Source organism: Streptomyces sp. NPDC057543 (assembly GCF_042801895.1).
GTDB lineage: Bacteria > Actinomycetota > Actinomycetes > Streptomycetales > Streptomycetaceae > Streptomyces.
In genome coordinates, this window is the sequence record NZ_JBHVFF010000041.1 from 1 (window position 1) to 26,785 (window position 26,785).

Sequence of the window (26,785 nt, forward strand, 5' to 3'; positions counted from 1 at the left end):
CGAACGTGGTGAGGATGAGGATGCGCGGGCCGCCGCCGTCCGGGGCGGCGGCCCGGATCCGCGCGGTGGCCTCGATGCCGTCCGTGCCCGGCATCCGGACGTCCATCAGCACGACGTCGGGGCGCTGTTCCGCGCAGACGCGTACCGCCTCCGCGCCGTCGGACGCCGTCCCGACCACCACGAAGTCCGGCTGGGTGTCCAGGAGTCCGGCGAATCCGTCCCGCACCACCTCGTGGTCGTCCACGACGACGATCCGGGTGGTCGTCGTGGTCATCGCAGGGCCTCCTTCGTGTCGACGGGGAGCCGTGCTTCGACGAGGAAGCCGCCGCCCGGCGCCGGGCCCACGCGCAGTTCGCCGCCGACCGCCGCGACGCGCTCGCGCATACCGAGCAGGCCATGGCCCAGGGTGCGGGAGCCGGAGCGGACCGGTCCCGGGCCGTTGTCCCTGATGCGCAGGTCCAGGGTCTGCGGGGCGTAGCGCAGCTCGACGTCCACGGCCGCGCCGGGCGCATGTCTGCGGGCGTTGGTGAGGGCTTCCTGGACGATCCGGTACGTGGTGAGCTCGATGCCCGGGTCGAGCGGGCTCACGGGGCCGCTGACGATCAGCCGGACGCCCGCGCCGCCGACCTCACGGGCCTCGTCCAGCAGCTCGTTGAGCTGGGTGAGGCCGGGCTGGGGTTTCCGGGTGACCGGTGGTGCGCCCGCGTCCTCGCGCAGTACGCCGAGCAGTCGTCGCATCTCCGTCAGTGCGGTGCGGGCCGTGTCGCCGATGTCCCGCAGCCGTTTCGCCCCGGCCTCCGGCATGCCCGGGGTGGTGAGGCGGGCCGTCTCCGCCTGGACGGAGATCACCGAGATGTGGTGGGCGACGACATCGTGGAGCTCGCGGGCGATGCGGGCCCGTTCACCGCGCGCCACGTGCGCGAGGAGCGTGTCCGCGATGGCCCGCTCGGTGGCGTCGCGGGCCACCGCCTCGGCCCGGGTGCGGCGGCCGATGCCGTCCGCGACGGCCGCCGCCGCGAGTACGGCGGCCGTCACCGCGTATATGCGCAGGACCGTGTCGTCGGGGTCGGTGAGCGCCACCGCGACGTACGGCACCACGAGGAGCACGGCCAGGCGGCGGGAGCGGCGGTTGCCGAGGTGGTGCAGGGCGAGCAGCTGGGCGACGAGCCCGGCGAAGGTCAGGTCCCGGTAGCCCGCGAGTGCCAGGAGGCTCGCCGCGGTGACGGCGGTGGCCGCGGTGGCCGGGTGGACGCGCAGGAGCGCCAGCGGCACCGTGGTGCACAGGCCGAGCAGGATGGTGAGCGGCAGCGTGAGCGGAAGATCCGGCTGTCCGGCCGCGGCGCGGGCGGCGCTCTCCACGGCCGCGAGCAGCCCCAGTGCCACCGCGGCCACCACCGGGCCGTCGGGCGAGACGGCGATCCTTCGCGCCCTCAGCGTGATTCCTTCGCTCGTGCACGCCCTTTCGCTCATGCACGCCATTGTCATGGCGTCGGCGCCCATTGACGTCCCCCTCTCCAGCCGTTCCCGCATCCCTTGCGCGAGGGATGCCGGCAGCCGCCGTCCCCCGCGCAAGGGGTGCCGAAGAGCGCTCCGTCGCGTGACGACCGCGGGCCCGCCGTCTCCCTAGCCTTCTGCACCATGGAAACAACCGTGGCAGCAACCATCGAAGTCCGGGGACTGCGCAAACAGTTCGGGCAGACCGTCGCCGTCGACGACCTGTCCTTCACGGTGCGTCCCGGCCAGGTCACCGGCTTCGTCGGCCCCAACGGCGCGGGCAAGTCCACCACGATGCGCATGCTTGTCGGCCTGGACGCGCCCGACGCGGGCAGCGCCCTGATCGGCGGGCGGCCCTATGCGTCGCTGCGCCGACCGCTGACCGAGGTCGGGGCCCTGCTCGACGCAGCGGCCGTGCACCCGAGCCGACGCGGCCGCGACCATCTGCTGTGGCTGGCGCACACACACGGGCTGCCGGGCCGGCGGGTGGACGAGGTGCTGGAACAGGTCGGTCTCGCGTCGGCGGCGCGGCGGCGGGCGGGCACCTACTCGCTGGGCATGCGGCAACGGCTGGGGATCGCGGCGGCGCTGCTCGGCGACCCACCGGTGCTGCTGCTCGACGAACCGGTCAACGGGCTCGACCCGGAGGGCATCCGGTGGATCCGCGGCCTCCTGCGGGCGCTGGCCCGCGAGGGCCGTGCGGTGCTGGTCTCCAGCCATCTGATGAGCGAGCTCCAGGACTCCGCCGACCATCTGGTCGTCATCGGCCGCGGCCGGCTCATCGCCGACACCTCCGTGGCCGAACTCCTGGCCGCCGCCTCCGGCGACCGGGTCGCGCTGCGCACCTCCGCACGTACGGACGCCATGTCACTGCTGGCCCGGGAGGGCGCAACCGTCGCCGCCAACGGGCCGGACTCGCTGTCCGTCACCGGGCTCCCCGCAGAACGGATCACCGCGCTGCTCGGCGTGGCCGGGGTGCCGTTCTCCGAAGTCGGCCCGGACCGGGCGACGCTGGAGGAGGCGTACATGGAACTGACCTGCGACGCGGCGGAGTTCCGGGCCGGGGAGGGTTTCCCGGTCACGAATGAGTTCCCGGCCGCCACCGCCCACGACGGCGAGGAGTCGACCCCATGACCGCCCCCACCGTCACCCCCTACCACTCCCAACTGCCGCCCGCACGCGACGGATTCCCGCAGTTGCTGCACTCCGAGTGGACCAAGGCCCGCAGCGTGCGCCGGTGGAGCGTCACCCTGCTCGCCGCCGTCGTGATCAGCGTCCTCGTCTCGCTGCTCTCCGCCCTCAGCGGCAGCTTCGACGTCAACGGCAGTCCGCAGCCACCGCCGAAGGGCCCGGACGGCACCCCCGTCACCGACAGCTTCCCCTTCGTCCACCAGCAGCTGACCGGCGACGGCAGCATCACGGCCAGGGTGTCACCGCTCACCGGCCGCGAAGGGCGCATCGCGCCCTGGGCCAAGGCCGGGGTCATCCTCAAGGCGAGCGCCGACGCGGGATCGCCGTACGCGGCCGTCATGCTCACACCGGCGCACGGGGTCCGGCTCCAGTCGGACTTCACCCACGACACGGCAGGCAGTAGCGCCTCCGGCACCGAACCGCGCTGGCTGCGGCTCACCCGATCCGGCAGCGTAATCACCGCGTCCGAGTCGGCCGACGGCAAGAAGTGGACCGAGGTCGGCAGGGCCACCCCGGCCGGGCTGCCGAAGACCGTCCAGGCGGGCCTTTTCGTCGCCACACCAGAACTCGTCACCGTGCAGCGGCACTTCGGCTCCAGCTCCGTCGGTGGCGGCCCGTCCGAGGTCACCGCCTCCTTCGACCGCATCACGGTCGACGGCGACCGGAGCGCGGTCGTCGGCATCGACCGGGGCACCGGCACCTGGCACCAGGACCGGGTCGGTGCCGATCCCACCAGGGCTGCCGGGAGCCCGGACCGCTCGGCGCAGACGTCCGGCACCTGGACCCTGACCGGCTCCGGCGAGATCGGCCCCTTGACCCCGGACGTCGATCTCACCCAACGGTCCCTCAGCGGGGCCCAGATCGGGCTGATCCCGCTGGCTGCGCTGGCGGTGCTGTTCATCACCGCCGAATACCGGCGGGGCATGATCCGTACGACGCTGACGGCGGGCCCCCGCCGGGGCCGGATGCTCGCCGCCAAGGCTCTCGTACTCGCGGGAATCGCCTTCCTGACCGGGCTGCTCGCCGCCGTGCTCTCCTTCCTGCTCGCCGAACCGGCACTGCGGAACAACAGACCCAACCCCGGGTCGTACCCCGAAGCGGCGCTCACCGACGGCCCGGTGCTGCGTGCCGTCCTCGGCACCGCCCTGCTGCTGGCCGCCGTCGCCGTGCTGGCGCTGGCCGTGGGCGCACTGCTGCGGAACACGGCCGCCGCGGTGACGCTGATCGTGGTGGTGTTCGTACTGCCGATGGTCCTGCTCGCCGGGCTGCCCGTCGGCACGGCACACTGGCTGATGAAGGTGACGCCGCTCGCCGGGTTCGCCGTGCAGCAGACGACACCGCGATACGACTTCGTAAGCAGCGTCTGCCTGCCCGAGGACGGTTGCTACCCGCAGGGCCCGTGGACCGGACTCGCGGTGCCGTGCGCATACGCGGCTGTCGCCCTGGGCCTCGCCGTGTGGCGGCTGCGCAGGCGGGACGTATGAGGGGCGCCCTGCACGCGGAGTGGACGAAGCTCCGTACTCTGCCCAGCACGTGGTGGCTGCTGCTCGCCGTCGCCGCACTCACCGTGGCGCTCGGCGCGGCAGTCACCGGCTCCGTCTCGGCCGACGAGTGCCCGTCCCCGGCCGAGTGCCACGAGGACACGGTCAAGCTCTGCCTGACCGGTGTCTGGCTCGGCCAGGCGGCGGTCGCCGTTCTCGCGGTGCTGGCGATGAGCAGCGAGTACGGCACGGGCACCATCCGCGTCACGCTGGCGGCGGTGCCCGGCCGCGCCCGGGTTCTCGCCGCGAAGGCGACGGTCGTCGCCGGGGGCGCCGTGGCGGCGGGCACGCTCGCGGTCCTCGGCTCGCTGCTGGCCGGCCGCCTCCTCCTCCCCGGCAACGGCTTCGGCACGGCCGCACTCTCCCTCACCGAGCTCCCGACCCTGCGTGCCGCCGCGGGCTCGGTGCTCTACCTGGCCCTTATTGCCCTGCTCTCCTTGGGTACGGCGACAGTCGTACGGGACACGGCCGGCGCGATCACGGCCGTGCTCGGCCTGCTGTACGCCTTTCCCGTGGTGGCGTTGATGGTCGCCGACGAGACCTGGCGGGAGCGCCTGCAGGAGATCGCCCCCTCGTCGGCGGGACTGGCGGTCCAGGCCACCCGGAACCTGGACACCCTGCCGATCGCCCCCTGGCCGGGCCTCGGCGTCCTCGCAGCCTGGGCGGGCGCGGCGCTGCTGGCGGGGGCGGCGGTGTTCCGGCTGCGGGACGTGTGAACGGGTGGGGTACGGGGCGCCTGAGGGGCGGGCGCGGCCCCGGCCGTCACGCCCCCAGCCGCTCCAGCAGGGCCGGCAGATCGGCGAAGGAGTCGATCACGTGGTCCGGGGTGCCGGTCGCCGCCCGGTGGGTCTCGGGGAGGTACTTGCCGGTCCTGACGAGTACGCCGGTGAGCCCGGCGCGCTGGGCCGCCAGGACGTCGGACTCGATGTCGTCGCCGACCATCAGGGTCTGGGCCGGAGTGGCGCCGAGGTGGGCCAGGGCCGCGGCGAAGAACGATCCGGCGGGTTTGCCGGTGATCTCCGCCTCGACGCGGGCGGCCCGCTCCAGCCCCAGGAGGAAGGCTCCGGTGTCGAGGTCGAGGCCGGTGGCCGTGCGCCAGTACATGTTGCGGTGCATGGCGACGAGACGGGCGCCGCGACGGACATGGTGGAAGGCGCGGTTGAGCGCCGCGTAGGTGAAGGCGTCCCCGGCCCCGCCGAGGACGACGACGTCCGGCTCGTCGCCGTGAGCCGGACCGGATTCGTCCTCGTCGACGAGTGTCACGCCCGTCAGGTCGTCCCGGATGTCGCCCGTGTTGATCAGCAGGCAGCGGGCGCCGGGGTGGTGCTCCCGCAGGTGGGCGGCGGTGACGGCGGGGGCGGTGAGGATGTCGTCGGCCGAGACGGGGAATCCCTCGCCGGCCAGCTTCCCGGCGATCGAGGCGCGGGTGCGGGAGGTGGTGTTCGTGACCAGTGCCAGCGGGAGCCCCGCCTCGCGCAGCCGCTCCATGGCCGCCACGGCGGCGGGCAGCGGCTTCCAGGACACCGTGAGGACACCGTCGATGTCGATCAGGACCGCGCCGATTCCTTCCATGCAACCGACCCTGCCCGAGTTGCGCGCCCGCCGCACTTGGGGTTGTTTCGAAGAAGGGAAGCGAAGGGGACACCCACGTACCCGTGCCGTCCCTCTCTCCCCTGGTTGGGGGTGAACCGCCGTGCTGTTCGCCGACCGTACGGACGCGGGACAGCAGCTGGCCGAGGCGCTCCGGGAGCTGGAGCGGGAGAGCCCCGTCGTGCTGGGCCTGCCCCGTGGCGGAGTCCCGGTGGCCTTCCAGGTGGCACGGACACTCGGTGCCGAGCTCGATGTGATCGTCGTCCGCAAGCTCGGTGTACCGCACCACGAGGAGGTGGCCTTCGGGGCCATCGGCGAGGGCGGTGTGCGCGTCCTCAACGACGACGTCGTCAGCCATATCCGGGTCGGGAAGCAGGATCTTGCGGCGATCGAACGCGTCGAGGCGGCGGAACTCGCGCGGCGCGCGCAGGCGTACCGTGCGGGCAGGCCGCGGACACCGGTCGAGGGCCGGACCGTGATCGTCGTGGACGACGGCATAGCGACCGGCGCCACGGCCGAGGCCGCCTGCCGGGTGGTACGGGCCCAGCGCCCGGCACGCATCGTGGCGGCCGTACCGGTGGCGCCGCCGGACGCGGTCGCCCGGCTGCGGGAGAGCGCGGACGACGTGGTGTGTCTGTCCATGCCGCGCCTGTTCTACGCCGTCGGCGAGTGGTACCGGGACTTCGGGCAGACCTCCGACGCGGAGGTCATCTCTCTGCTGGCACAGGCCAGGCAGGGCGGGCATGTGACGCCCGGTACCGACTGAGGGACGGGGACGGGCGACCCCGGGCCGGCGGTCGTCCCGGTTCCCGTGACAGGCGGGGCGGGCATGTGATGCCCGGCGCCGACTGGGGGACGAGGGCGGGCGACCGGGCCGGCGGTCGTCCCGGTTCCCGTGACAGGCAGGGCGGGCATGTGACGCCCGGTACCGGCTGGGGGACGAGGGCGGGCGACCCCGGGCCGGCGGCCGTCCCGGTTCCCGTGACAGGCAGGGCGGGCATGTGACGCCCGGCGCCGACTGGGGGACGGGGACGGGCGACCCCGGGCCGGCGGCCGTCCCGGTTCCCGCGGTGCTCAGTTCCCGTGGTGCGGGCCGAGCGGCGGCGGCGTCCACGCGGCGTGGCGCAGGATCGCGCGGACCGTGACGCCCGACGGTGCCAGCCGGAGCGCGGTGTCGCGCAGGGCGACAGCCACCGGGTTGCTCAGCTGCCGGCCCGTCCGTCCGGCCCGGCGCGCGGCGAGGGCGACCGACTGGCTGCGGGGGGCCGCCGGGGGCAGGGGGGTAGGGGGCAGCCTGTTCGGTCCGCCCCGCTCGGTCCGCCCCCCCGGTCCTCCGCCCCTCAGTTCGCGCAGTACGTGTCCCGTTCCGGCCGCGTTCCCGTCGTCAGGAACGTGGTGACCGTGCTGTCGCCGCACGCGTTGCCGTTGCCCAGGTAGACGCCGTGTCCGCCGTGGTCGACCGTGACCAGGCGGGCCCGGTCGCCGAAGGCCTTACGCATCTTCAGGGCGCCGGAGTACGGGGTCGCCGGGTCGCGCAGGCTCTGGATCATCAGGATGTTGGACGGCCCCTCGTCCGTGATCCTGGTCGGCTGCTCCACGGGCGCGTCCTTCCAGAACGCGCACGGCGTGACGTTCACCGGCATCCCGGCGGTCAGCGGGTGGATCGCGCGGTCGGCGGCGACGGCGCGCCGGTACGACGACGTCGTGCCCGACCAGCGCACGTCGTTGCAGACCACGCCGATCGCGACCGCCGCGTCCTGGTCCGTCAGCGGCTGGTCCAGCCCGGCGGGCAGGACGGGCTTCGCGGAGGCGTCCCGCGCCGCCTGGATCAGCCCCGCCAACTGGGCGAAGGCGTCGTCGTCGTACAGGGCGTTCTGGAGCGCCTGCCGCAGCCGGTTGCCGGTCAGCGGGACGCCCGCCGTGGTGGACTCCTTCGGCTCACGGTCCAGTCGCGCCGCCAGCGCCAGGACCGACGGCCGTACGTCCTCGGCCCGTTCTGCCAGTCGCAGCCCCTCCGCGTCCCGGGCCGGGTCCGCCGCCCATCGCGCGAAGTCGGGGAACCGGTCGTCCGCGCCCACCGCCATGTTCGCCAGCCAGCCCTGCGCGACGCGGGACGGATCCGGGTCGCCGTTGCTGTCCAGCACCCAACGGTCCGTGTGCTGCGGGTACTTCTGCGCGTACACCGCGCCCACGTAGGTGCCGTACGAGACCCCCCAGGCCGACATTTTCTCCTCGCCCAGTGCCTGTCGGAAGCGGTCGATGTCCCGTACCTCGTTGGCCGTGGTGAGACTCCGCAGCCGCTCGCCCCCGTTGCGGGCGCACGCCTCGGCGACCCGCCGCGCCCGCTCGGTGTTCTCGGTGATCGAGCCGTCGGCGGCGGGCCAGGCCCGCAGGTTCACCAGGTCGCGGTCCTGAGGGGCGAGCCCGCAGCTCGCCTTCGCGCCGGCGCCGACCCCGCGCGGGTCGAGGCTCACGATGTCGTACCGTCCCGCAGTCTCCTGTCGCAGCTGCTCCCCCTTCTCCGTCACCCGCTGCACCCCCGACGAGCCGGGGCCGCCGGCGATCACCAGCAGCGTCCCGCGCCGGGCCGCGGGGCGGTCGCTGCGCAGCCGGGTCACCGCGAGGCCGATCCGCGGGCCGTTCGGGTTCCGGTAGTCGAGCGGTACGGGCAGTTCGGCGCACTCCTGCGCGGCGGGGCCGCCGGACGCGGCACAGGGCTGCCAGTCGAGTGCGGGCACGGCACTCTCGGCGTGGGCCGGTGGGGTCACGGCCCCGGTGAGGGCGGTGGCGGCAGCGGTGACGGACAGGGCGAGGAACGTGACAGATCTACGGTAAGTCGTCATGCCGCAAGCCTTGTTGAGCCGAACGCCGCAACCCATCCGGGAGGCATGCCGGTACGCAGTGGGGGTAGCCCCCGGGCCAACTCCCGTTCGGTCAGCGGACGTTCCTGCCGAAGCGCAGCCTCCACGGGGCGATGGCGGACTCGATCTGCACGCCCAGGCCGAGCTTCGACTCGCCCTCGACCCGCTCCTCGAACCGGATCGGCACCTCGGCGATCCTCAAGTGGCGCTTGACCGTGCGGTAGTTCATCTCCACCTGGAAGGAATAGCCGTTGCTGCGGACCGAGGGCACATCGATCGCCTTCAGCGTCGACGCCCGCCAGGCCTTGAATCCCGCGGTGGCGTCCTTCACCCCCAGCCGCAGGATCGCGTTCACATAGAAATTCGCCCAGGCGGAGAGCGCCTTGCGGTGCCAGGGCCACTCCGTGGCGAGGGAACCGCCCGCGACGTAGCGGGAACCGATCACCACGGCGGCGTCCTCGGCGAACAGCGTCTCGATCATGACCGGGAGCCTGGACGCCGGGTGGGAGAGGTCGGCGTCCATCTGGACCACCACGTCCGCCCCCTCGGCGAGCGCACGCGTCATCCCCGCCACGTAGGCGCGTCCCAGCCCGTCCTTCTCCTTGCGGTGCAGCACACCGACCACCCCGCCGGTGCCGGCCGCGAGCTTGTCCGCGACCTCGCCCGTACCGTCCGGCGAATTGTCGTCCACCACGAGAATGTGCAGGCCGGGCAGGCCCAGATCCATCAGGAGATCCACGAGGACGGGCAGATTCGTCCGCTCGTTGTAGGTGGGCACGACCACCACGGTCTTCGGCGAGGTCTTCTCCACGACCATTCCCCCATGTCCGCTTGAGGCGCTTTTACGTTGTTCTCCGCGCAGGATCGCGCGAGCCTAGCATCCGCCGCCCGGGCATCTCGTCACACTCTTCCTCCGGCATCCGTCAGTGCGGTGAGGGCGCGGCAGGGGCGCCGCGCCCCGGGCCGTCCGGGCCCGGGCCCGGCGGACACCGCGGGCGAAGGTGACGGGCACAGGGGCTGTCCGACGGGGGAGTCGGTCGGCGTCCCCTGCCGCCGCGATGCGAGGCGGTGGCAGGGGAACGCCGTTGGGGAGGAAGCGCCACCGGTCCCGGGTGATTCAACCCGTTCCACGCCGGCAGCGGTCCGCCGGCCGCCGACCCTAGGCACGGGTGTGCCACCCCGTCGCACACCGCGCCCGTGGCCCGCCAAACGCCACTCCAACGGCAGGCGTTCTCCGTACGATGCGGCGTGACACCCGACCTGAGAGCGAGAGGTTCCTCCAGTGGCAGTCGGCAACACCGCTCCCGCGCCATCGCGCCCCGTCACGGTCGTCACCGGCGGCAGTCGCGGCATCGGTGCCGCCACCTGTGTCCGGCTGGCGTCCGAAGGGCATGACCTCGCCCTGGGCTTCGTGCACGACGCCGAGGCCGCCGAGCGGACCGCGGCGGCGGTGCGGGCCGCGGGGGCGCGCTGTGCCACGGTGCGGGTGGACACCGCTGTGGAGGCCGACGTGGAACGGCTCTTCGACACCGCGGCCGCACAGCTCGGTCCGGTCACCGGACTGGTCAACAACGCGGGGGTCACGGGCCCGCTCGGCCGGCTCGTCGACACGTCCACCGAGACGCTGCGCCGGGTCCTCGACGTAAATCTTCTCGGCTGCCTGCTGTGCTGCCGCCGGGCCGCGAAGGACATGACTGCCACCGGCTCCGGCGCGATCGTCAATATCTCCTCGGCCGCCGCCACCCTCGGCAGCCCCGGGGACTTCGTCCACTACGCCGCCACGAAGGCGGCGGTGGACGCCCTGACGATCGGGCTCTCCAAGGAACTGGGGCCCGACGGCATCCGGGTCAACGCGGTCGCCCCCGGAATGATCGACACCGACATGCACGCCACCGCGGGCGACCCCGACCGCGCGGCCGCGGCCGCGTCCGGCATTCCGCTCCGCCGTCCGGGAGCGGCCCCGGAGATCGCGGCCGCCATCGCGTGGCTGCTGTCGAGCGACGCGTCCTACGTGACGGGGGCGGTGCTGCGGGTCGCGGGCGGGCGGTAGCGGTAGAGGAAGAGGAAGAGGAAGAGGAAGAGGAAGAGGAAGAGGAAGAGGAAGAGGAAGAGGAAGAGGAAGCAGGGTAGACCCCAACCGGGCGGCGCACGATCGGCGGGCCGGGGCCGTCCGGATCGCCGAACGGGCTCCGACCGTCCGTAACTTCCGGATTTCCTCAGCCCCGTCGTCCCACTGACTGAGCGATCAGTTGATGCCGACCTGACCAGCGGTCATAATGAGTGGGTAGCCCTTCACGCATCCCCCGTCGTGAAGGGCTACACCTATATATGGAGCATGTCCCTTTTGTTCAAGCCGACTTCGTGGGCAGGGGACTCCCCTCGTGGTCCCCTGCCCATGTTTTTTCGAGTTAACAGTGACGTAGAGTGTTTGCGCAAGCCCACTCCCGTACGGCCTCTCGCCCCGCCACCTGATTCGCCCCCGATTCCGCCTCCCGCGCCGAGGACACCGCGGCGGTGTTCGTTACAGTACGACCCCGTTGACGGAATCGAAGACCGTGCGGCACCGGTCGGACGGGGACGGATACGTGGGGGCCGGATGGGCAGCGGCGAGGAACGCACGCCGGAGCTGCGGACGTTGCAGCAGAAGGTCGAGTACATGGTGGAGAAGACGTTCCCCGGTCAGAAGGTCTCGGGGCGGGTCTTCGCCGATCTGGTCAAGGATCGGGGCGGCTCCCTCTCGCACAGCTACTTCTCCAACATCCTGGCCGGAAAGGTCACCCAGCCGTCCGAGGACATCCTCAAGGCGCTCGGTCTGGGCTTCGGCGTCGACTGGCGGTTCTTCAAGGAGGAGTCGGAGGTCGTCGACGACGTCGTCGCCGGTCTGCAGTTCCTTGCCAAGCGGCGTACGGGGGAGATCAGCGGACTGGCCGGGCGCGGCGTCGACGCGGACGGACTCCCGCCGGAGCTGCTGCAGTTCGCGCTCTCCCTGCTGGAGGACGCCAGAGGTCGGCAGGGCGCGGGCAGCGGCGACTCCGCGCATGGCGAGCCGGAGAAGTAGGTCTGCATGTCCCTGCGCGAACTACGCAAGGAGTGCGAGGATGGGCTGGCCGACCTGCCCATCCCCGCACCCTTCTCCGTCGACGCACTGGTGGCGAACATGGAGGCGGCCCGTGGCCGCACCATCGTGCTGCACGAGATGCCCGACCGGCTGGCACGCGTCAACGCCGCCTGCGGTCTGCGGCTGAAGACCGGCGGGACCAGCTTCGTGCTCTACCGGCGCCGGCCGACCGCGTACCAGACCCAGCACGTCATCCTGCACGAGCTGTGCCACGAATGGTTCGACCACGGCACCTCGCTCGACCCGGAACAGCTCCGGCGGCTGCTGCCGGTCTTCGACACCTCGCTGATCAGCCGGGTCCTGGGAACCGACCCCCCGCCGCGGCCCACCGGCACCGACCCGCCGCCGGTGGCCGCCTCGATCGCCGACGCGATCGTGGCGAGGGACGGCACCGTACAGGCCCGCGCGCAGTACGACACCCACGACGAACGCATGGCAGAGTTCGGCGCGTCGCTCATTCCCCGGATGGCCAGGGACGTCACGAGCGACGACATGGTGGGGCGGCTGGCCAACTCCCTCTCCCGCCCCGTCGCCAGCCGCCGCCGCGGCTTGTTCCGCCGTACCTGACACCGCACCTCCCTCCCACCCCCGAGGATTCCGCCGTGACCCCGCTCGACCTCGCCGGCTATCTCATAGCGGCCCTGATGACCGCCGTCGCCCTCTGGCGCATGCCGGCCGCGCTGTGGGGCGACGAAGAAGACAAGCGCCGCCGGGCCCTGTGGGGCTGCTACGCGGGCTTCGCCGCTGCCCTGTGGACCAAGACCCGGGCCGTGCGCATCGCGCTCAACGACAGCGCCGTCACCGACCTCGCCGTCCTGATCAAGCACTACACGGCGACGATAGCGATCCTGGCGATCCTCAGCTACATCGTCGCGATCTATGGCCAGTACCCCGACGCCGGAACCGTCCCGCGGCACGTACGGTTCGCCCGCGCCATCCAGCAGGTCGCGACCAAGGCGTCGATCGCCACGCTGATCCTGCTGACGGTGCTGTTCTTCACCGTCGTCGACCGGTCCGTGCCCTCGGACCGCTTCGTCGCCGACCATGCGGGACAGTGGGGCGCCACGCTGTACATGAGCGTGTTCTATCTCTACCTGGGTGCCGCGTCGGCCGTCTGCGCGTACCAGTGGGCGCTGGCCACCGCCGGTGCCGGGACGCGGCATCTGCGCGTGGGCCTCGGGATGATGACCTTCGCCATGTTCATCGGGGTCGGATACACCGTCAGCCGGACCCTGTTCCTGTGGGTCAGCGTCGTCGACACCCCGAGCGAGTCCTTCGCCCTCCGGTTCGACGAGGTCACCGAGGCCGCGCAGGTGGTGCTGTTCGCCTTCTTCGCGGTGGGCGCCTCCATCCCCGCCCTCAGCAAGGGGCAGCGCCGGGCGAAGCTGTGGCGGGCGCAGGTCAAACTGCACGGCCTCTGGCGCGAGTTGATGACGGCCTTCCCCGACCAGCCCTTCGACCCCCCGGCCTCGCTGGCCCGCGAACTGACCCGCTTCGACACCCCCGCGGACCTGCGCGTCGACCGCTGGGCCGCGGACATCGCGGACGCCGTCGAGAAACTGCGCCACTACGTCCCCGACACGTTGCTCACGGCCGCCGAGGCCGTCGCCGCGGAGAGCACCCCCGGCCGCGAGAAGGCCGGACCGCTCGCCGACGCGTACTGGATCAAGGCGGCGCTGCGGGCCAGGAACGCCGGAGCGACCGCCACGACCGCCGCCACGGTCGGGACCCAGCACGCCACCGACCAGGACGGCGAGGTGGCCTGGCTGGTACGGGTGGCCGCCGCGTACCGGACGGTCACGGAGGACCGGGCTCAACGCGTGCTGGAACACGCCAGGTCAGCAGCGACCGCCGACACCACCGGGACGACCCCCGCGCCCTCCCTGGAGGAGAACGCATGACCACCACCGACACCGCAGAGAGCGCCGACGTCCCCGTAACGCCGCGCACCGGCGCCGCGCGTACCGTCACCGACATATTCCAGCCCCGCAACGTCCTACTGGTCGGCATGCTCTGCATCGGCCTGGCCGCCGCCGGTCATTGGACCGGTCTCCTCTGGGGATTCCTCGGCGCCCTGTGTGCCGGACTCGTACCCGCCGGGTACATCGAATGGGAGCGCGGGCGCGGTACCTGGGGTGACCGCCATGTCGTCGACCGCACCAAGCGGGCCCCGATCTTCTTCGTCATCCTCGGCTCCATCGGCGCCGGTTCGCTGGTGATGGTCCTGGGCCATGCCCCCACCGGCATCCTCGTGGCGATGCTCGCCCTCTGGGCGATGACCGTGATCCTCCTGGCCGTCAACACGGTCTGGAAGATCTCGGTGGACGCCGCGGTCGCCTCGGCCGTCGTCGCGCTGTCCGCCGCGGTCCACTCGCCGTGGTGGCTGCTCGCGTACGCGATGACGGTCGCCGTGTGCTGGTCGCGGGTCGCGCTCGGGTACCACTCGGTGGCGCAGACGGTCGCCGGTGCGTCGCTGGGTGCCGCGACGGCGGGCGCGTTCCTCTTCGTGTGATCCGGGCGCGGGCGTCCGGTCCCGGGGCGGGCGTCGAACCGATCGCCCGCGGGTACAGGTGCCCCGTGCCGAATTTCGAGATCACCACCGCAAGCGCCGACGACCTCACGACGCTGGCCGATTGGGCCCACGCGGAGGGCTGGAATCCCGGGCTGACCGACCGTCACGCCTTCTTCGCCGCCGACCCGTGCGGCTTCCTGATCGGCCGGCTCGACGGCGATCCGGTCTCCTGCGTCTCCGCGATCCGCTACGGCTCCGGCCACGGGTTCCTCGGCTTCTACCTCACCCGCCCCGAGCTGCGCGGGCAGGGTTACGGAAGCCGGCTCTGGCGGGCCGGCATGGCACGGTTGGACGGGCGCAACGTCGGGCTGGACGGGGTGGTGGCCCAGCAGTCCAACTACCGTAGGTCCGGCTTCCGTCCGGTCTGGACGACGATGCGTTACGAGGGCCGGCCGGCCGCTGGTCTGCCCGTACCGCCCGGCACCGTTCTCGTCGACGCCCGCAGCATGCCTTTCGACCGGCTGGCCGCGTACGACCGCCGGTTCTTCCCCGCCGAGCGCGACAGCTTCCTCGCGCCGTGGATCGCCGGGCCCGCCCGCACCTCGCTGGCCGCCGTCCGGGACGGGGAGCTGCGCGGCCTCGCCGTGCTGCGACCGTGCCGCACGTCCTCCCGCATCGGGCCGGTGTACGCGGAGTCGCCCGAGGTGGCCGGCGCCCTGGTCGGGGCGCTCGCGGCCACCGATCCGGACACCCCGGTGGCGATCGACGTACCCGACGTCAACCCGGCGGCCGTGCGCCTCGCGGAACAGCTGGGCCTCAGCCCGTCGTTCGAGACCGCCCGGATGTACACGGGCCCGTCGCCGGACGTCGACCACACCGGGCTCTTCGGCATCACGAGCCTGGAGCTGGGCTGACGCCTCGTCCCCCCGGCGGCGGCCGGGATCAGCCGGTGGTGCCGGTGGTGCCGATGGTGCGGTGCCGGGTGCGCGAGGCGAGTACCGCTATGTCGTCCTCCGCACCCGGTCCGAACCGTTCGAGGACCTCGTCGAGCAGCTCCTCCAGGCTCCCGCTCACGGGCAGGGTCAGTTCCCTGAGCCGGCCGACCGAGACGTCGATGTCCTCGCCGCGCCGCTCCACCAGGCCGTCGGTGTACAGGAACAGCACCGTGTCCGGCCCGAACCTCAGCCGCGCCGTCCGGTACCCGCCGGCCCCGGTGCCGAGCGGCGGACCCACCGGTACCTCGGCGCACACCCTGGCTCCCACCGGCCCCGGATCGATGAATACCGGCGGCAGGTGCCCGGCGCTCGCCACCTCGCAGGCCCCGCCGAACCGGTCGACGACGACCAGCAGGCAGGTCGCCGCCCGGTCGATGCCGGACTTTTCGACCATCCGGTCCAGCTGTTCCAGGATGCGGTGCGGGGGCAGATCGTCGTCGGCGAACATCCGCAGCAACGAGCGGTAGTGGCTCATGGCGACCGCCGCCTCCACCCCGTGGCCCATCACATCGCCCATCGCCTTCAGATGCCGCCCGTCCCGCAGCGGGATGACGTCGAACCAGTCGCCGCCGACCATCACGCTCCGGTCGGCCGGCAGATAGCGGGTGGCGACCTCGATGTGCGGGTGCGGCGGGCGCGGCTCGGACAGCAGGGAGCGCTGCAGTTCCAGCGCGATGGTGTGCTCGTGTCCGTACCGGCGGGCGTGGTCGAGATCGACGGCGGCCCGGCTCGCGAGCTCGCGGGCGACCACCACGTCCTCGTCCGTGAAGGGCGGCGATTCCCCCGCCCGGATCAGGACGAGGACGCCGAGCGGACGGCCGCGTACGGTGACCGGCACGACGACCGCCGAATGCATACCGAGGGCACGGTAGGCGGCGACCCGTTCGGGGGCCGGGGCGGAGCGCCTGAGCTGCTCTTCGGTGGTGTGGTTCTCCACGACCGGCTGATTGGTCGCCAGGCAGCGTGCCACGGCCGCGCCCTCCTGGTAGTCGACGTACTCACCGGTCAGCCCGAACCCCGGCAGCCGGGCGTGCAGCCGGGCCACCGCTGTCAGCGCCGCCCTGCGCAGCCGCAGCACACCCAGCGGTGCGGGGCGCACCGGGGCGGCGACGTCGGGCGGGAACACCTCGACCGTGGCGAGGTCCCCCAGCCCCGGCACGACGAGGTCGACGAGTTCCGCACAGGTGGTGTCCATGTCGAGCGTGGTGCCGATCCGGGCGGCCGCGGTTTCGAGCATGGTCATGTGCCGCCGGGCCTGTTCCAGCTCGCGCCGCCCCTGATCCGAGGCCATGACCTCCAGCACGATCGCGGCCAGGCCCACGATCCGCCCGTCGACCTCCAGCCGGTGGAACGCCCCGTGCCAGTACCGCCGGACCTTGCTCCCCTCGGCGGCGGTGTACCCGCTGGACGTGATCTCGCGTGGCTTCCCGTCGGTGAGCACGGCCCGCATCAGGTCCTCGCGCGCGTCGACCCCGGGGATGACCTCGGCGACGGTGCGCCCGAGGTGTTGGGCGGCCGGGACGCCGTTGAGCCGTTCGAGGGCCGGGTTGACGTACACATAGCGCAGCCCCGTGTCGAGCACGCCCACCCCGGCCATGGAGTCACCGACCAGGGCCGCCAGGGTCACGGCGTCGAACGGCACCACGCTGTGGGCGTACACATCGGCCGGCACATCAACCTCCTGGGGGCGGGGTCACGGACCTCCCGCCGCCCGGCCTTCAATGTCGGCCGCCCACCCCGGCCGCGCATCCGCAGCCACCCCCCGCACATCCTCATCCGCAGGCCGGATCAGGGCCCGCCCCCGGCGCACCCACGGCCCGTGTGCACTGCCCACAGGGCCCGGGCGACGCCCAGGGCTCCGCGATCCCGGCTCAGGTGAGCGGGTGCGACGTCCGGCCCGACGCCTCGTCGATCTCGTCGTGCGCCTTCGTCAGCATCTTCATCGCCAGCTCATTGAGTGCTCTGGCCCCCGCGATCTCCTCGCCGACCCTCGCCTGCTGCTTGTCGGAAGGGTGACGGCTCGCATATCCGTGGGCGCGCACCTCGGCCCCGTCCGGAAGCCGCACCAGCGCGGCCGCACGGGTGCGCTGACTGTCCTCCTCGAATTCCATTTCCACATGCCACCCGACTGCTGTGTGCATCATGACGATCACCTCCCTACCAGGGTGCTCCCGTTCCCCCGCCCCTGCACCACGAACGGGACCGACTCCGGGCCGGTCGTGGCCCGGCCGATGAGGCGAGAACTCGGGGAGTGGCTGTCCACAGGCTGTGGACAGCCGGGTCCGAACAGCCATCCGGCATCAAAGGCGAGTAAAAGATTGCCGTAACCCGGCAGTATCCGTTGCCGGGTGTATATGGGATCATCCAGCCAGTTCGATGGAATTCGTGGAACGGGGAGGGTGATCGCGTGACCTTGTTTCTCGGTCTCGGCATTGCGGGAATCGTTCTGCTCGCCCTGTCCCTGATCTTCGACGGCATCCTCGAAGGTCTCTTCGGAGGCGTACTGGACGGCCTCTTCGACGGCCTCCTCTCTCTTCCCGTCATCGCCGGATTCCTCTCGATGCTCGGCTTCGGCGGCGCGATCGTGCTCGGTACCACCGGCGTCGGTACGGTCGCCGCGACCGTAGCCGGAGTGCTCGCCGGGATCGTCGCGGCCTGGCTGACCTGGAAGTTCAGCCGGGCCCTGATGCGGGACCAGACCAGCATCACCCCGCGTGGCGACGATCTCGTCGGCACGTCCGGGTCGGTCGTCACCGCGATCCCGGCCGACGGCTACGGCGAGGTCCTGCTGCGCCTGGCGGGCCAGACCGTGAAGCTGTCGGCGAAGAGCCCGGCGCCGGTCGCACGCGGCACCGAGATCTGGGTGGAGGCCACTCTGTCGACCACCTCGGTCGTGGTCCGCCCCGTCGAGCGCTGATCACCGCCGGCCGATACACCGCCCGAAAACAAGCTGCCGTCCCCACAGGGAGGCAGGGGGGACACCCTTATGAGCCCAGTCGTGACCGCAGTCATCGGAGTCGTCGTACTCCTGGTACTGCTCGCCCTCGTCGTCATCACCCGCTACAAGGTCGCCGGGCCCAGCGAGGCGTTCATCATCACCGGACGCCGCGGCAAGAAGTCGACCGATCCGGTGACCGGCCGCACCAGCATCGACAACAGCGGCCAGAAGGTCGTCGTCGGAGGCGGAGTCTTCGTCGTCCCGTTCGTCCAGCAGAAGTTCACCCTCGACCTGTCCAGTCGGCACATCCCGGTGGCCGTCCGCGGAGCCGTCACCCTGCGCGGAGTGAAGTCGAACCTCGAAGGCGTCGCGATCGTCAAGGTCGGCGGCAGCGAGGAAGCGATCCGGGCCGCCGCCCAGCGCTTCCTCCAGCAGCAGGACGGCATCGTCGGCTTCACCCAGGAAGTGCTCTCCGGAGCGCTGCGCGCCATCGTCGGCCGGATGTCGGTCGAGGACATCATCCGCGACCGTGCCGCGTTCGCCGGTCAGGTCGCGGAGGAGGCCGAGGCCAGCCTCTCCGGGCAGGGCCTGATCCTGGACGCCTTCCAGATCCAGGACATCACCACGGAGGGCTCCTACCTCGAAGACCTCGGCCGCCCCGAGGCCGCCCGTGCCAAGCAGGAGGCGGACATCGCGGAGGCGATCGCCAAGCGCGCCTCCGAACAGGCCCGGCTCAAGGCGGCCGAGGAGATCGCCATCGCCGAGCGGACGTTCTACCTCAAGCAGGCCGAGATCAAGGCCGAGACGGAAGCCGCCGCGGCCAAGGCCAACGCGGCGGGCCCGCTCGCCGAGGCGGCCCGCCAGCAGGAAGTCCTGGAGGAGCAGGAGAAGGTCGCCCAGCGCCAGGCGGCGCTGACCGACCGCGAACTCGACACCAAGGTCCGCAAGCCCGCCGACGCCGCCCGCTACCAGGCCGAGCAGGAGGCCGAGGCCCGTCGGATCGCCCAGGTCAAGGAGGCCGAGGCGGACGCCGAGCGCTCCCGGCTGACCGGTCACGGCGAGAAGCTGCACCGTTCGGCCCTCGCCGACGCCGTGCGCATCGAGGGCGAGGCGGAGGCCGCCGCCATCGCGGCCAAGGGTGCTGCCGAGGCCGAGGCCATGCAGAAGAAGGCGGACGCGTTCGCGCAGTACGGCGACGCGGCCGTGCTCCAGATGCTGGTCGAGGTACTGCCGCAGGTCGTCGCCAAGGCGGCCGAGCCGCTGAGCGCCATCGACAAGATGACCGTCATCTCCACGGACGGCGCGAGCCAGGTGGCGCGCACGGTCACGGACAACGTCGCCCAGGGCATGGAACTCCTCAGCTCCACCACGGGAGTCGATCTGGCAGCCCTGCTGAAGAACCTCAAGGGCGGTGCCGCAGCCGTGACGTCGGCCGGTCTGCCCGCTCAGGCCAAGGGCGCGGCGAACGGCGCGGCCGCGTCTCCCGCCGCGTCTCCCGACGGGAAGATCGAGATCACCGACTGATCAGGCCGACACCCCGTTCGTGCCCGGCCGGCACCGCACCGGCCGGGCACGCGCATGTCCGGGCCCGCGTCCGTCCGGGGTGCGAGCACCGGCCGGGCACGCGCGCGTCCGGGGCCCGCGTACGTCCCGGGTACGAGCACCGGCCGGGCACGCGCACGTCGGGGGCCCGCGTCCGTCCCGGGCACGCGCATGCCCCGGCTCGTGGCGGTCGCCGCCCCGGCGTCACCTCGTCAGATCCACCCGCACCGTCAGCAGGTTCGTCCCCAGGGCCCGCACCGCCGCGCTGTTGCCACGCGGGAGCGCCTTGAGCCGGGCGCGCGCGTCGTCCTCGGGGAGCAGGTGGGCGGTGCCCGAGTGCCACTGGCCCTTGATCCGGACCCGGACCCGGGGGTCGGCCCGGATGTTGCGGACGTACTGCGACTTCTCGCCGTACTCCGAGACCAGCCAGAACGCCTGGCCCACGCGTCGGCCGCCGACCGGGGTGCGGCGCGGGAGGCCGGACGTGCGGCCCGTCGTCTCCAGGAGGGTCTGGAAAGGCAACCGCCTGGTGAGCGGGTTGGCGACATGCCGCTGGAACGACGTGACCGCCCGGAACTTGAGCTCTCGGCTACGCGACATGCTCGGCCCTTCCGCCGGTTGCTGCGATCGCCCGGACGGCGGCCCCGGCCGCCGTCCGGCCCGGGCGAGTGTAGCCGTGGGCCCCGCTCCGCGCCCGTGCGCCGGGACCGGCGGAACCCTCCGGATAAAGTAATGCGCAACTAAAGAGATCACCAAGTGCGTCGCCATGCCGTCGCACCACTCGGGAGGAAGCCATGGGAACCCACCGCACCACGCTGCCCGGAGTCGGTGTGCAGTACGACTACACGACCGAGTCGGGACAGCACATCTCCGTCGTCGTCCACCACGACGGGCGGCGGTTCATCGGCTTCTACGACCAGGACGACCCCGATTCGTGCCGCCTGTCGGTACCCCTGACACCACAGGAGGCCACCGGCCTCGCCCACCTCATCGACGCCGCGCCCATCGACGCCGTACGGACCGAGGGCATCGATCTCGTCACCGAGCACATACCGCTCGGGACGCGCTCCCCGTACGGCGGGCGGCTGCTCGGTGACACGAAGGCGCGGACGCGGACGGGGGCCTCGATCGTGGCCGTGCTGCGGACGCACAGTGCGCATCCGTCACCCGGGCCGGACTTCAGGCTGGCCATCGGGGACACGCTCGTCGTCGTCGGTACGAGGGAGGGCGTCGACGCGCTCTCCGAGATCATTGCGGAGGGCTGACCGTGCACGACACGACCGCACTGCTGGTGGAGCTCGGCTCCGTCATTCTGGGACTGGGCATCATCGGGCGGTTCGCCGGGCGGATAGGTCTTTCGCCGATTCCGCTCTATCTGCTGGCGGGGCTCGCCTTCGGGGAGGGCGGGCTCCTGCCGCTCGGCGCCAGTGAGGAATTCACCGCCGTGGGCGCCGAGATCGGCGTCATTCTGCTGCTGCTCCTGCTCGGCCTGGAGTACAGCGCATCGGAACTGGTGACCAGTCTCAAGACCCAATACCCCTCCGGCGCCGTGGACTTCGTGCTCAACGCGACCCCGGGGGCGGTGGCCGCGCTGCTGCTCGGGTGGGGGCCCGTGGGAGCCGTCGCACTGGCCGGGGTCACCTGGATCTCGTCGTCCGGGGTCATCGCGAAGGTACTCACCGACCTGGGGCGGCTGGGAAACCGGGAGACGCCCGTCATTCTCGGTGTGCTGGTCATCGAGGACCTCTCGATGGCCGTGTATCTGCCGTTGCTCACCGCGATGCTCGCGGGCGTGGGATTCGCCGGGGGCAGCATCGCGCTGCTCGTCGCGCTCGGCACCGTCGGGTTCGTGCTCTATCTGGCGCTGCGGCACGGGCGGCTGATCAGCCGGGCCGTGTCCTCCGACAATCCGGAGATGCTGCTCCTGGTGGTGCTCGGGCTGACCGTGCTGGTGGCCGGTGTGGCACAGGAGTTGCAGGTCTCGGCGGCCGTCGGGGCGTTCCTGGTCGGGATCGCGCTCTCGGGCGAGGTCGCCGAGGGGGCGCGCAAACTGCTGACGCCGCTGCGGGATCTGTTCGCCGCCGTCTTCTTCGTGTTCTTCGGACTCTCCACCGATCCGTCCGCGATTCCGCCGGTGCTGCTCCCGGCGGCGCTGCTGGCCGTCGTCACCGTCCTCACCAAGATCGGCACCGGATGGTACGCGGCCCGGCGGGCCGGGATCGGTTCGCGCGGGCGTTGGCGAGCCGGTGGAACGCTCGTCGCCCGCGGTGAGTTCTCCATCGTCATCGCCGGTCTGGCCGTGGCGACCGAGCCGCGTATCGGGCCCATCGCCACCGCGTACGTCCTCATCCTCGTCATCGTCGGACCGCTCACCGCCCGCTGGACCCAGCCGGTCGCGGCCAGGATCCAGACGTGGCGGGGCGGTCGGGACGGCGGCAGCGGTAAGGGAGGCAGCGGTACGGCAGCCGGCGGGACGGAGGGCGACAGCGTTCCCGCGGGCCTTCCGGCGCCTGCCGCGCAGCAGGAGTTCGCCTCCTCGGCCGACTGAGCCGAACCGGCGGTGGCGCGACGGTGTCCGGTTGCTTCGTACGGCTCACAGCGGGGTCGCCGCGTGCAGGATCTGCACCAGCGTCACCGTCGCGTTGAGCGACGACAGCGCCGAGCCCGCCGTGCCCGCCGCGGCGACGAGCGCCGCCAGGGCGGCATGGGCGGACGACGGGGGCCACAGCCGCGTCGGCGGAACAGGGGCGAGCAGCGCCGCCACCCGGCGTGGTACGGGGCCCCCAGCGGAAGCGGAGGCCGGGTCGGGAGCGGAGGCGGGGCCGGAGGCGGCAAAGGCCGCGAAGCCGACCGAGGCGTCCGGCGCCCGGTGCGAGAAGAGCGCCGCCTTGCCGACCGCGACGGCCACCACCCGCCGGTCGCCGACCGCCCGCGCGGCCTCCTCGTCCGCCCACCGTTCGGCGCTGAACGCCACCGCGGTACGCAACGGCAGCAGGAACGGGTTGGCGCGCGCCGCGAGTTGGACGGCCAGCAGGTAGCGGTGGTGACGGGCGGCCAGGTGGGCCCGCTCATGGGCGATCAGGGCCCGGCGCTCACGGGCGTCCAGGCACTCGGTCATCGCGCTCGAGACGACGACCCGGCCCGGATTCCCGGGCAGCGCGTAGGCGTACGGCTCCGGGTCCGGGAGCACGGCGACGTCGCCCGCGGTGACGGACGGAGTGGCGGACAGGGCGCGGCCGGCCCGGACGCGCAGCCGCACATGGCGGTACACCGTCCACCCGCACGCCCCGAGCACCGCCGCCAGCGCCCCGATCGCGACGATGCCCGCCTTCTCCTCGTACGGCACCGCGTTGCGCACCTCGGGGTCCGACCAGCTGTCCGGCAGCGGATTGCCCGGGAGTTGGGCCGTGCCGACCACCATCAGCAGGGCCAGGCACAGCGTGCTGCACAGGGCGAGCAGCGTGCCGACGACGGTGAGCAGCACGGTCGCGCTGCGCGGGTGCAGATGCTGTTCGGCGAGACGCGCGACCGGCAGCGCGGTCAGCGGGAGCACGAGCGGCAGACAGACGAAGACACCCATCGGTCCGCTATCGGCCTTCCGCGTCGGCGGAGTCGCCCGGCTCGGACGGATTGCGCGGATCGCGCCGGCTGCCCGGGCCGGCCGGCTCACCAGGGTCGTCCGGTGCAGCCGCCCGCGCCAGGAGCGCGCGCAGCCGTTCCTCGTCGCCGGGGGAGAGGGCCGAGATGAAGTGGGCGAGCACGGCATCCCGGTCCCGTTCGCCGTCCAGTACGCGCCGCATCCGCAGGGCCGCGAGACCGGCCTCGTCGGAGGCGGACGTCCAGGTGTAGGAGCGGCCCTCGCGGGACCGGGTCACGGCGTTCTTCGTGTAGAGGCGGGAGAGGATCGTGATGACGGTGGTGTACGCGAGGTCGCCGTCGAGGTGTTCCTGCACCCAGCCGGCGGTCGCGGGGCCGTTCGCCGAGTGCAGTACGGCGAGGACCTGGGCCTCCAGTTCGCCCTGCCCGCGCCTGCGGAGCCGCCGGGAGTCCGGGCCCACGCGTTCGAGGTGTGCCGGGTCGGGGCGTGCCGGGTCGGGCACTTCTTCGTGGGGCGGTTCGTTGTCCGGGTGGCCGGGCCTCGCCGAGTCCATCTGATCCGCCCTTCTGCGATACCGCGTCAACCGCGGCGTCGCAGCATCCTACTTACCGCTGTTTCCGGGACACAGCGGGCACCCGTCCTGCTAACTTCTACACGTCTGTAGAGTTGGTTCTCATTCCGGCAACACAACGCAACGCAACGTATGGAGACGACGACATGGCACTGTGGGATCGGATCAAGGAATCCGCTTCGTCGATGCAGTCGCAGCTGGAAGCAAAGAAGAACGACCTGAAGAGCGGGGCGTTCCGCGACGCGAGCATGGCCATGTGCGCCCTGGTCGCCGCCGCCGATGGTTCCATCGACCCGTCCGAGCGCCAGCGTGTCGCCTCGCTGATCGCCTCCAACGAGGTTCTGCAGAACTTCCCGGCGGACGATCTGCAGCGTCGCTTCAACGACTACGTGAACAAGCTCACCGCCGACTTCGCCTTCGGCAAGGTCAGCGTGCTCCAGGAGATCGGCAAGGCGAAGAAGAAGCCCGCCGAGGCGCGTGCCGTCATCCAGATCGGCATCGTGATCGGCGGTGCCGACGGCGACTTCGACAAGTCGGAGCAGGCCGTCGTGCGGGAGGCGTGCTTCGCGCTCGACCTTCCGCCGCACGAGTTCGACCTGTAGGTCTCTCCCCTGCCGGGCGGGCGGCCGATCCTCGTCCCGTCCCGCCCCCCATACCGCCGGAAGACCGCGGACCGACTGACCACCGGTCCGCGCCCGGCAGGCCGGAGGTGCGCTACTCCCCCGATGCGCACCTCCGGCCACTTTCTTCCCCGGCTCCCCGGCCTCCTGGAACCTGCCCGCTGTCACACCTCCTTGGCCGGCCAGTCCAGCAGCCGCGCGCCGATGACCGCCGTCTGCAGTGTGTAGCGGTGCATCGGGTCGGACGGATCGGCGCCGGTCAGCTGGTGGATCCGCTCCAGCCGGTAGGTCAGCGCCCGCACGCTCAGCGACAGCCGGCGCGCCGTCTCCGCGGCCACACAGCCCGCGTCGAAGTAGGCCGTGAGCGTTTTCATGAGGGGCTCGGCGCCGCCGCGGGCCCGCTGGAGCGGGCCCAGCTGACTGCGCACCAGATCGGCCATCGCCTGCCGGTCCCGGGTCAGTACCGGATAGACCAGCAGGTCGGCGGCGTACAGCACCGGCTCGTCCAGATCCATCCGTTCCCCGAAATCGAGCGCTTCGAGCGCCTCGTCGTAGGAGTGGACCACGCCCCCGGGGCCATGGTGAGGGCGGCCGACCGCGACCCGGCCGCCGTCCGTCGCCGCGTGCGACTGCTTGGCGAAATACCGCAGGACATCGGGCTGGCTGGCGGGCGCGATGCAGACCAGCCGCCCGTCCTTCGTCGTGATCAGGATCTTCCGGCCGCTGAAACGCGCGAGCAGCGCCGCCTCGACGGTGCGCGGCACGGAGTCGGTCTCCGTGTACGCCTCCGGGCCCGTCGCCACCGCGACCGCGTGGGCGCGCGAGAGCCGCAGCCCGAACCGGGTGGCCCGCTCGGCGAGCCGGCCCAGGTCGCTGCGCCCGTACAGCAGATCGTCGATGAACTCGCGCCGCGCCGCCTCCTCGCGCCGCACGGTGAGCCGCTGGGCCCGCTCGAAGCCCTCGGCGAAGGCGTCGACGGCCTGCTCGACCGCGGCCAGCACGCAGTCGGTGGACGCGGCATCGGCGGAGGCGGTGCGCGGCCAGGCGGTACGGGTCGCCGCGAGATGGAGGCCGATCAGGGCGCGCAACTGGAACCCGGCCTCGGCAGCCTCCCGGCCCAGCAGCCGGCGCGCCTCCAGTTCGTCCCGGGTCAACCGGCGGCCGGTGGCGGCTACATCGCCCAGGATGCGGGCATAGTCCTCCACGTACTCGTCGGGAATCTCCGGCTCCGGCACGCGCACTCCTCAAGTCCTGGGCATGACATCGACACCCACTCAACGCATACGGGCCGGTGCCGGTGCCCGGCATCAAGGACCTATAAAGATTGCCGGATTCCGGCAGTGCGACGGGCGGCCCCGACTGAGACGATCCGGTCAGCACCACACGGGGGAAATCGGGGGATACGGGGGAGACGGGGGAGATCCGGCTGTTGCGGCGCCGCGATGCGCGGTGTCGCAACAGCGGAGTCACCCACCACTGGATCGCCCTCCCACGAACGGACCCCGCACGAAGATCGCCCGCATGAACAGACAGGGGGTGGACCGATGCAGGAGTTCCTGAACGCGGGAACCGCCTTTCCGGCCGTCCTGTTCGGCGCCGCGCTGGCCGTGGTCGTCTTCTTCTGGCTCCTCGTACTGGTCGGTGCGGCCGACCACCATTCCTTCGACGGGGATCTCGGCACCGGCATGGCGGGGGTCGGCGGAGTGCCGGTCACCGTCACGGTGTCCGTGATGGTCGTCGTGGGCTGGTTCACGAGCCTGACCGGTACGGTCCTGCTGCACCGCAGCGGTGTCACCGGCCTCACGCGCGCCGGACTCGCCTGCGCTGTGCTCGCCGGGGCACTGCTGATCGCCTGGGCCGTGACGCGGGTGCTGGTGCGCCTGGTGCGCCGACGCTTCCCGGAGGAGCCACCTCCGTCGCGGCAGGACTTCCTCGGCCGGATCTGCACGATCCGTACCGGCTCCGTCAGCTCCGACTTCGGCCAGGCCGAGGTCGCGGCGGCCGACGGTTCAACCGCGATCGTCCAGGTCAGACTGCTCCGCCCGGCGAATGCCGCGGACGGCGTGGAGGGCGCGGACAGCGCGGAACTCACCGCGCTCACCTCGGGCAGTACCGGGCTTCTGTACGCGTACGACGACGCGGGCGAGTTCTTCTGGGTCTCGCCGTACGACAGGGCGCTGGATCCGGGACCACCTCGCTCCGGCTGACCTGCCC

26 protein-coding genes and 2 pseudogenes are annotated in these 26,785 nt (G+C 72.2%); 16 read left to right on the top strand and 12 right to left on the bottom strand.

What is annotated here, in order from left to right; genetic code table 11:
- Both ACFU8Q_RS10145 and ACFU8Q_RS10150 read right to left on the bottom strand, forming a co-directional pair.
- Positions 1 to 274: response regulator transcription factor (locus ACFU8Q_RS10145; RefSeq protein WP_384450567.1), on the bottom strand; the 274-nt coding region annotated here is incomplete at its 3' end.
- Positions 271 to 1,470 carry a sensor histidine kinase gene (locus tag ACFU8Q_RS10150; protein ID WP_384450570.1) on the bottom strand — a complete coding sequence of 400 codons (1,200 nt, stop codon included), beginning with the start codon at positions 1,468 to 1,470 and terminating at the stop codon, positions 271 to 273. The genes ACFU8Q_RS10150 and ACFU8Q_RS10145, both read right to left, overlap by 4 nt.
- Before the next feature lie 180 nt (positions 1,471 to 1,650).
- On the opposite strand from ACFU8Q_RS10150, the gene ACFU8Q_RS10155 reads away from it, so the two are divergent.
- The 3 genes from ACFU8Q_RS10155 to ACFU8Q_RS10165 are packed head-to-tail and all read left to right on the top strand — an operon-like array spanning position 1,651 to position 4,942.
- Positions 1,651 to 2,628 (top strand): ABC transporter ATP-binding protein, encoded by a 978-nt coding sequence (locus ACFU8Q_RS10155; protein ID WP_384450572.1) that lies wholly within the window; start codon positions 1,651 to 1,653, stop codon positions 2,626 to 2,628.
- Positions 2,625 to 4,169 (top strand): ABC transporter permease subunit, encoded by a 1,545-nt coding sequence (locus ACFU8Q_RS10160; protein ID WP_384450575.1) that lies wholly within the window; start codon positions 2,625 to 2,627, stop codon positions 4,167 to 4,169. Before ACFU8Q_RS10155 ends, ACFU8Q_RS10160 begins: the two co-directional genes overlap by 4 nt.
- Positions 4,166 to 4,942, top strand: coding sequence for an ABC transporter permease (locus tag ACFU8Q_RS10165; RefSeq protein WP_384450578.1), 777 nt, complete (start codon positions 4,166 to 4,168; stop codon positions 4,940 to 4,942). Before ACFU8Q_RS10160 ends, ACFU8Q_RS10165 begins: the two co-directional genes overlap by 4 nt.
- A gap of 46 nt (positions 4,943 to 4,988) precedes the next feature.
- On the opposite strand, the gene ACFU8Q_RS10170 is transcribed toward ACFU8Q_RS10165, so the two are convergent.
- A complete protein-coding gene (locus ACFU8Q_RS10170) occupies positions 4,989 to 5,798 on the bottom strand; it encodes an HAD-IIA family hydrolase (protein ID WP_384450581.1) in 810 nt (269 codons plus the stop codon).
- Between the two features lie 121 nt (positions 5,799 to 5,919).
- Between ACFU8Q_RS10170 and ACFU8Q_RS10175 the strand changes: the two are divergent.
- Positions 5,920 to 6,546: pseudogene (locus tag ACFU8Q_RS10175) on the top strand (phosphoribosyltransferase); the annotation flags it as partial.
- A gap of 344 nt (positions 6,547 to 6,890) precedes the next feature.
- Here ACFU8Q_RS10175 and ACFU8Q_RS10180 read toward each other — a convergent pair.
- The 3 genes and pseudogenes from ACFU8Q_RS10180 to ACFU8Q_RS10190 all read right to left on the bottom strand — a co-directional run.
- Positions 6,891 to 7,079, bottom strand: a pseudogene (locus ACFU8Q_RS10180) (FAD-dependent oxidoreductase); the annotation flags it as partial.
- A gap of 77 nt (positions 7,080 to 7,156) precedes the next feature.
- Positions 7,157 to 8,659 (bottom strand): alpha/beta hydrolase, encoded by a 1,503-nt coding sequence (locus ACFU8Q_RS10185; protein WP_384450584.1) that lies wholly within the window; start codon positions 8,657 to 8,659, stop codon positions 7,157 to 7,159.
- A gap of 91 nt (positions 8,660 to 8,750) precedes the next feature.
- Positions 8,751 to 9,494 carry a polyprenol monophosphomannose synthase gene (locus ACFU8Q_RS10190; protein ID WP_384450586.1) on the bottom strand — a complete coding sequence of 248 codons (744 nt, stop codon included), beginning with the start codon at positions 9,492 to 9,494 and terminating at the stop codon, positions 8,751 to 8,753.
- Positions 9,495 to 9,959: 465 nt separating this feature from the next.
- On the opposite strand from ACFU8Q_RS10190, the gene ACFU8Q_RS10195 reads away from it, so the two are divergent.
- From ACFU8Q_RS10195 to ACFU8Q_RS10220, 6 genes are all read left to right on the top strand, one after another.
- Positions 9,960 to 10,727, top strand: a complete 768-nt coding sequence (locus tag ACFU8Q_RS10195) for an SDR family oxidoreductase (RefSeq protein ID WP_384450589.1) — start codon at positions 9,960 to 9,962, stop codon at positions 10,725 to 10,727.
- A gap of 546 nt (positions 10,728 to 11,273) precedes the next feature.
- Entirely contained in the window at positions 11,274 to 11,735 is a 462-nt protein-coding gene (locus tag ACFU8Q_RS10200; protein ID WP_384450591.1) for a hypothetical protein, read from the top strand.
- Between the two features lie 6 nt (positions 11,736 to 11,741).
- Positions 11,742 to 12,362 (top strand): toxin, encoded by a 621-nt coding sequence (locus ACFU8Q_RS10205; protein WP_384450594.1) that lies wholly within the window; start codon positions 11,742 to 11,744, stop codon positions 12,360 to 12,362.
- A 35-nt stretch (positions 12,363 to 12,397) separates the two neighbouring features.
- On the top strand, positions 12,398 to 13,696 hold the full coding sequence (locus ACFU8Q_RS10210) for an MAB_1171c family putative transporter (protein WP_384450596.1): 1,299 nt from the start codon (positions 12,398 to 12,400) through the stop codon (positions 13,694 to 13,696).
- Positions 13,693 to 14,307, top strand: a complete 615-nt coding sequence (locus tag ACFU8Q_RS10215) for a hypothetical protein (protein ID WP_384450599.1) — start codon at positions 13,693 to 13,695, stop codon at positions 14,305 to 14,307. The genes ACFU8Q_RS10210 and ACFU8Q_RS10215 overlap by 4 nt, the downstream gene beginning before the upstream one ends.
- A 65-nt stretch (positions 14,308 to 14,372) precedes the next feature.
- Positions 14,373 to 15,221: a GNAT family N-acetyltransferase gene (locus tag ACFU8Q_RS10220; protein WP_384450602.1), complete on the top strand. Its 849-nt coding sequence runs from the start codon at positions 14,373 to 14,375 to the stop codon at positions 15,219 to 15,221.
- A gap of 28 nt (positions 15,222 to 15,249) precedes the next feature.
- Here the strand turns inward: ACFU8Q_RS10220 and ACFU8Q_RS10225 are convergent, their stop codons facing one another.
- Together ACFU8Q_RS10225 and ACFU8Q_RS10230 are read right to left on the bottom strand one after the other, a co-directional pair.
- Entirely contained in the window at positions 15,250 to 16,899 is a 1,650-nt protein-coding gene (locus ACFU8Q_RS10225; RefSeq protein WP_384450643.1) for a SpoIIE family protein phosphatase, read from the bottom strand.
- Positions 16,900 to 17,173: 274 nt separating this feature from the next.
- Complete coding sequence (locus ACFU8Q_RS10230) at positions 17,174 to 17,446, bottom strand: DUF1876 domain-containing protein (protein ID WP_384450604.1); 273 nt, start codon at positions 17,444 to 17,446, stop codon at positions 17,174 to 17,176.
- A gap of 263 nt (positions 17,447 to 17,709) precedes the next feature.
- On the opposite strand from ACFU8Q_RS10230, the gene ACFU8Q_RS10235 reads away from it, so the two are divergent.
- Both ACFU8Q_RS10235 and ACFU8Q_RS10240 read left to right on the top strand, forming a co-directional pair.
- On the top strand, positions 17,710 to 18,219 hold the full coding sequence (locus tag ACFU8Q_RS10235; RefSeq protein ID WP_384450607.1) for a hypothetical protein: 510 nt from the start codon (positions 17,710 to 17,712) through the stop codon (positions 18,217 to 18,219).
- 69 nt (positions 18,220 to 18,288) lie between these two features.
- Positions 18,289 to 19,764 carry a flotillin family protein gene (locus ACFU8Q_RS10240; protein WP_384450610.1) on the top strand — a complete coding sequence of 492 codons (1,476 nt, stop codon included), beginning with the start codon at positions 18,289 to 18,291 and terminating at the stop codon, positions 19,762 to 19,764.
- A 222-nt stretch (positions 19,765 to 19,986) separates the two neighbouring features.
- Here the strand turns inward: ACFU8Q_RS10240 and ACFU8Q_RS10245 are convergent, their stop codons facing one another.
- On the bottom strand, positions 19,987 to 20,382 hold the full coding sequence (locus ACFU8Q_RS10245) for a nitroreductase/quinone reductase family protein (protein WP_384450613.1): 396 nt from the start codon (positions 20,380 to 20,382) through the stop codon (positions 19,987 to 19,989).
- Positions 20,383 to 20,576: 194 nt separating this feature from the next.
- Here ACFU8Q_RS10245 and ACFU8Q_RS10250 point away from each other — a divergent pair, with 194 nt between their 5' ends.
- Together ACFU8Q_RS10250 and ACFU8Q_RS10255 are read left to right on the top strand one after the other, a co-directional pair.
- Positions 20,577 to 21,047, top strand: a complete 471-nt coding sequence (locus ACFU8Q_RS10250) for a cation:proton antiporter regulatory subunit (protein WP_383752239.1) — start codon at positions 20,577 to 20,579, stop codon at positions 21,045 to 21,047.
- Positions 21,048 to 21,049: 2 nt separating this feature from the next.
- Positions 21,050 to 22,330: a cation:proton antiporter gene (locus ACFU8Q_RS10255; RefSeq protein ID WP_384450616.1), complete on the top strand. Its 1,281-nt coding sequence runs from the start codon at positions 21,050 to 21,052 to the stop codon at positions 22,328 to 22,330.
- Between the two features lie 45 nt (positions 22,331 to 22,375).
- Here ACFU8Q_RS10255 and ACFU8Q_RS10260 read toward each other — a convergent pair whose 3' ends face one another.
- Both ACFU8Q_RS10260 and ACFU8Q_RS10265 read right to left on the bottom strand, forming a co-directional pair.
- Positions 22,376 to 23,362 (bottom strand): M56 family metallopeptidase, encoded by a 987-nt coding sequence (locus ACFU8Q_RS10260; RefSeq protein WP_384450619.1) that lies wholly within the window; start codon positions 23,360 to 23,362, stop codon positions 22,376 to 22,378.
- 7 nt (positions 23,363 to 23,369) lie between these two features.
- A complete protein-coding gene (locus ACFU8Q_RS10265; RefSeq protein ID WP_384450646.1) occupies positions 23,370 to 23,840 on the bottom strand; it encodes a BlaI/MecI/CopY family transcriptional regulator in 471 nt (156 codons plus the stop codon).
- 257 nt (positions 23,841 to 24,097) lie between these two features.
- On the opposite strand from ACFU8Q_RS10265, the gene ACFU8Q_RS10270 reads away from it, so the two are divergent.
- Entirely contained in the window at positions 24,098 to 24,553 is a 456-nt protein-coding gene (locus tag ACFU8Q_RS10270) for a tellurite resistance TerB family protein (protein WP_093899464.1), read from the top strand.
- 182 nt (positions 24,554 to 24,735) lie between these two features.
- Here ACFU8Q_RS10270 and ACFU8Q_RS10275 read toward each other — a convergent pair whose 3' ends face one another.
- Entirely contained in the window at positions 24,736 to 25,806 is a 1,071-nt protein-coding gene (locus ACFU8Q_RS10275; RefSeq protein WP_384450622.1) for a PucR family transcriptional regulator, read from the bottom strand.
- A gap of 309 nt (positions 25,807 to 26,115) precedes the next feature.
- Here ACFU8Q_RS10275 and ACFU8Q_RS10280 point away from each other — a divergent pair, with 309 nt between their 5' ends.
- Positions 26,116 to 26,778 (top strand): hypothetical protein, encoded by a 663-nt coding sequence (locus ACFU8Q_RS10280; protein WP_384450624.1) that lies wholly within the window; start codon positions 26,116 to 26,118, stop codon positions 26,776 to 26,778.
- The last annotated feature ends 7 nt before the right edge of the window (positions 26,779 to 26,785 follow it).